This window comes from Microbacterium sp. H6 (genome assembly GCF_003314775.1).
GTDB classification, from domain to species: Bacteria; Actinomycetota; Actinomycetes; order Actinomycetales; family Microbacteriaceae; genus Microbacterium; species Microbacterium oxydans.
In genome coordinates this window covers 2,030-6,269 of record NZ_QOAY01000063.1, presented here as the reverse complement: position 1 = coordinate 6,269, position 4,240 = coordinate 2,030, and the positions used below count along the sequence as shown (strand labels likewise).

The 4,240-nt window shown below is 69.0% G+C and carries 6 protein-coding genes; 1 reads left to right on the top strand and 5 read right to left on the bottom strand.

Annotation, left to right across the window (positions count from 1 at the left end):
• Positions 1-21: 21 nt before the first annotated feature.
• The 3 genes from DSP71_RS04325 to DSP71_RS04315 form a co-directional block, all read right to left on the bottom strand.
• The gene (locus DSP71_RS04325; RefSeq protein WP_113680442.1) at positions 22-468 is read right to left on the bottom strand and encodes a hypothetical protein; all 447 of its coding nucleotides are present in this window, start codon (positions 466-468) and stop codon (positions 22-24) included.
• 113 nt (positions 469-581) lie between these two features.
• Positions 582-1,358 carry an inositol monophosphatase gene (locus DSP71_RS04320; protein ID WP_113680441.1) on the bottom strand — a complete coding sequence of 259 codons (777 nt, stop codon included), beginning with the start codon at positions 1,356-1,358 and terminating at the stop codon, positions 582-584.
• 59 nt (positions 1,359-1,417) lie between these two features.
• Positions 1,418-1,786: a VOC family protein gene (locus DSP71_RS04315; RefSeq protein WP_046746852.1), complete on the bottom strand. Its 369-nt coding sequence runs from the start codon at positions 1,784-1,786 to the stop codon at positions 1,418-1,420.
• Positions 1,787-1,848: 62 nt separating this feature from the next.
• Between DSP71_RS04315 and DSP71_RS04310 the strand changes: the two genes are divergently transcribed.
• On the top strand, positions 1,849-2,298 hold the full coding sequence (locus DSP71_RS04310; protein ID WP_113680440.1) for a MarR family winged helix-turn-helix transcriptional regulator: 450 nt from the start codon (positions 1,849-1,851) through the stop codon (positions 2,296-2,298).
• Between the two features lie 11 nt (positions 2,299-2,309).
• On the opposite strand, the gene DSP71_RS04305 is transcribed toward DSP71_RS04310, so the two are convergent.
• Positions 2,310-3,083, bottom strand: a complete 774-nt coding sequence (locus DSP71_RS04305; protein ID WP_058631633.1) for a heme ABC transporter ATP-binding protein — start codon at positions 3,081-3,083, stop codon at positions 2,310-2,312.
• Positions 3,080-4,153 (bottom strand): iron ABC transporter permease, encoded by a 1,074-nt coding sequence (locus DSP71_RS04300; protein WP_113680439.1) that lies wholly within the window; start codon positions 4,151-4,153, stop codon positions 3,080-3,082. Before DSP71_RS04300 ends, DSP71_RS04305 begins: the two co-directional genes overlap by 4 nt.
• Between the last annotated feature and the right edge of the window lie 87 nt (positions 4,154-4,240).

Here is a 4,240-nt window from a genome sequence, read left to right as displayed (position 1 = left end):
AGGCCTAGAGCATGCTTCGAATCAGCCCCGCCTGCGGCTCGCGATCTCGTCGGTGAGCAGCTGCACCTCGGCAGGGTCCGCATCCTCGGCGAGGGCGACGTAATGGTCCAGGACCGCCGGCCGGTAGCGCACGGGCATCGTCTGTCCTGGCGCGAGCCGGGTGAGGTCGGTGATGGTGAGGTCTTCGTCGGCGATACCGCGGAACGAGATCCCGTCGGCGGTCTCCACGTCGAGCATCAGGACCACACGGGGGTTGCTGTTGACCTCTCGCCAGTCGACGAGAACGCCGAGCGCAAGCTCTCCCGTACGCAGTTCTGCATTGCGAGTGCGTGCTTCACCGCTCAGGAGCGGGTTGGGGGTGACTCCGGGGAACTCGGGGCCGACGCCCAGTGACTCCCGACTGAGGTCGGGCCTGAGCTGCGCCATCAGGTCGTCGAGCTTCTGCTTCCTCTTCTTCGAACCGAACATCCTGGCCCTCCCTCGCGCCCCTTCGCCGTCGTTGCCGATATCCCGGCCTGGCGCTTCGCCTTCACCGCGATTGTATGGTGCCGGGCAGATCCCTCCGGGCTTTGCCAGATCCTCTAGTCGACCGGCAGATGCGGCGGGTGAGCGACGATGCCGCCGCGCATCGTCGCCGGACGCTTCACGATGAGCCCGGCCTCTTCGGCGATCAGCGCGCCCGCCGCCCAGTCGAACTCGTACAGGTCGGTCTCGATGAACGCGTCGACGCTGCCCTCTGCCACGAGGCACAGCCCGAGCGCTGCCGAGCCCATGCTGCGGAGATCCGTGAACGCCGACATCCTCGCCGGCAGGTCGGTGAGCTGCCGCGCCCGTTGCTCGGCGTCGTACGAGAAGCCGACTGCGAGCAGCACAGGGGTCGCGTCTGCTGCCGGCCCGTGAAGCCTTCGCCGCACGCCGCGGGACTCGCGGTACGCCCCCAGTCCTGCTCCGGCGGAGTAGACGTGCTCGAGCTCGGGGGCATGCACCACGCCGGCGAGCCAGGTGCCGGAGCTCACGTCCTGCACCGCGACGGACGATCCGTAGTGCGGCAGTCCGCGCACGAAGTTCGAGGTGCCGTCGAGCGGGTCGATCGACCAGCGCAGCGCGGAGCCCGCACCGGTGGTCGCGTACTCCTCACCCGACACCTCGTCGTCGGGGCGGTGTTCGGCGATCACAGCGCGAATCGCGCGTTCGGCACGCAGGTCGATCTCGGTCACCACGTCGCCGGACGCGCCCTTCGTGCGAAGGCCGAGTGCGTCGGGCGATGCATCACGCTCGTCTGCCGCCTCGGCGAGGACTGCGGCGCCGGCAGCGGCGGCGGAGAGGGCGATGTCGAGCAGTTCGGATGCAGACGGCATGGCGTATCGATCCTCCGGTGGGCGATCCTCCAGCGTAGCGGCAGGCACGCGGAGGGGCGTCAGGCGCGGTCGTGGAGGGTGATCCGGTAGCCGTCGGGATCGGCGAACGTGAAGGTCCGGCCGAACGGGCCGTCGATCGGCTCCGCGACGATGGTGTGTCCGTCGGCGAGGAGTGCATCGTGGATGGCCTGGACATCGGTGGCGTGCAGCCAGATGGCGGCGCCGATGCCGGGCTGGGCTACGCCGGTCAGGTCGGTGCCCGGTGCGATGTCACGCAGCGCGAATGCGATCGGGGCTGTGTCGAACACCACGGCGTGGGGAGGGCCTGCGGGAGAGCGGACGAGGCCGAGGTAGCGCTCGTAGAACGCCTGGGAGGCGGCGAGGTCGCGCGCCTGCAGGGAGATGAAGTCGGGGCCGGTGACGGGCATGGGAGAATCCTTCTCTTCGTGTCAGTTTTCTGACATAGGCGAGTGTATGTCAGAATACTGACATGAGTCAAGACCGCGCAGGCATCGACCTCGACACGTCGTTGGGCTACCTGCTGAAGGAGGCATCGAGCGCTCTCCGCACCGCGATGGAAGAGGTGCTGCGTCCGCTCGGCATGACCATCACCCACTACTCCTGTCTCGAACTGCTCTCCCAGCGGCCCGGCCTGTCGAACTCCGATCTCGCACGGGGCGCATTCGTGACGAGGCAGTCGATGAACGTCCTGCTCCAGGCGCTCGAACGCGAGGGGTTCGTCACCAGGCCGTCGGAAGCGCCTGTCGGAAAGACCCTCCCCGCCCGCCTCACCGAGCGCGGCCGTGAAAGTCTCGCGACGGCGACCGCGGCCGTCCGCTCCGTCGAGGTCCGGATGCTGTCCGGTATGACGCAGGAGGAGCAGACGGGAGCACGGGAGATCCTCCGAAGCATGATCCGCTCGCTTCGCGAAGAGTCCTAGCCCCGCAGGGTTCAGCGCCGAGCGACCACGAGCGGCACACCGGTCGTGGGGTGGGGGAACACGTCGACCGCCTGGCCGTACACCTGCTCGATCCGCTCGGCAGTGAGCACCTCGCTCGCTGTGCCTGTCGCCGCGACACGGCCGCCCGTGAGCAAGGTGACGCGGTCGGCGTGCGCGAGTGCGGCGTTGAGGTCGTGCAGCACGATCGCCACCGCGATCCCCGTGTCAGCGAGTCCCCGGATCAACCGCATGACGTCTTCGTGGTGCTTGAGGTCGAGAGCAGCGGTCGGTTCGTCGAGCAGCAGGACGCCGGTGGCCTGGGCGATCACGCGGGCGAGGGCGACCCTTGCGCGCTCGCCGCCGGACAGTGAGGGCACGGCTCGCGATCCGAGCGCCGTCACCTCGGTCTGTGTCATCGCTGCGGACACCAACTCGTCGTCCTCGTCGGCCGCGGGTGTGCGTGCCCACGGAGTACGCCCCATGCGCACGACCTGTTCGGCGCTGAAGGGAAACGTGACGGTGTTCTCCTGCAGAAGGACAGCGCGTTGCTGGGCGAGCGTGCGCGGCTTGATCCGGTCGATCGACCGCCCGTCGAGCTCGACCGTCCCTGCGTGAGCCGGCACGTCTCCGGCGAGCACTCCGAACAGGGTGGACTTGCCGGCCCCGTTCGGCCCGACCAGGGCGTGGATCTCTCCGCGGTGGATCTCGATGGAGGCGTCGTCGAGGATCGTCCGTCCTTCGCCCACGCGAACCGTGAGCCCCGATCCGCGCAGCCGCACGTTCATGCCCATCCTCCCGAGCGACGGCGGGTGCGCACGAGCAGCCACAGGAAGAAGGGCCCGCCCACGAGCGAGGTGATCATGCCGATGGGCAGATCGGCGAGCGGTACGGCCGTACGCGCGACGAGGTCGGCGACGGCGATGAGCAGTGCGCCACCGAGAGCCGAGGCGATCACGAGCGGCAGGTGGGCCGGCCCGATCAGCATGCGCATCAGGTGCGGGACCACGAGCCCGGCGAAGCCGATGATCCCCGCGAACGCGACCGCCGCGCACACCAGCAGCGCGACGGTCACGATGACGACGATCCGCAGCAGCTCGACATTGACGCCGAGGTGCCTGGCGGTGCGCTCGCCGAGGGCGAAGAGGTCGAGGCTCGGTGCCACGATCAGCGCGATGACGACGCCGATCAGCACGAGGGGTGCGACGAGCTGGATGTTCGACCACAACGCGCCGTTCAGCGATCCCAGCTGCCAGAACACGATCTGCTCGCGCGTCGACGTGGTGCCGAGGAACGTGAAGAACGCCATGCCGGCGCCCGCGATCGCGTTGATCGCGATGCCCGTCAGCAGCAGGGTCACGACCTCGGTGCGACCACCGGACCGACTGATGAAGTACACCGAGAACACTGCGACCAGCCCCCCGAGGAACGCGAACGCCGGCGTGGTCCACATGCCGAACCTCGCGAGTCCGAAGGTGATGCTCGCTGCCGCGCCGAGCGCTGCGCCCGAGGAGACCCCCACGACACCGGCGTCCGCGAGGGGGTTGCCGAAGATCGCCTGCATGAGCACACCCGAGACGGCGAGGGCGGCGCCGACGAGCAGCCCGAGCACGATGCGCGGCATCCGCAGATTGAAGATCACGCCGTAGTCGGTGGAAGCCGTCGGCGCCCACGCGGTGTCGATGCCGACACCGCGCAGCAGCACTCCGATCAGCGATGCGGGGGAGAGGTCATACTGTCCGCTCGTGATCGACACGATGCAGGTGACGGCGAGCGCGACGGTCAGGCCGACCGCCACCAGCGCGAAGCGCAGACCCCGGTGTCTCGAAGGGGTCGGGGCGACGACCTCGCCGGTCACGTCGCGGGCTCGGGGGCGTAGAGGGCGCGAGCCAGGGCCCCGATCACGTCGGCGGTACGTGGACCGAAGCTGAGGATCTCGCTGTCC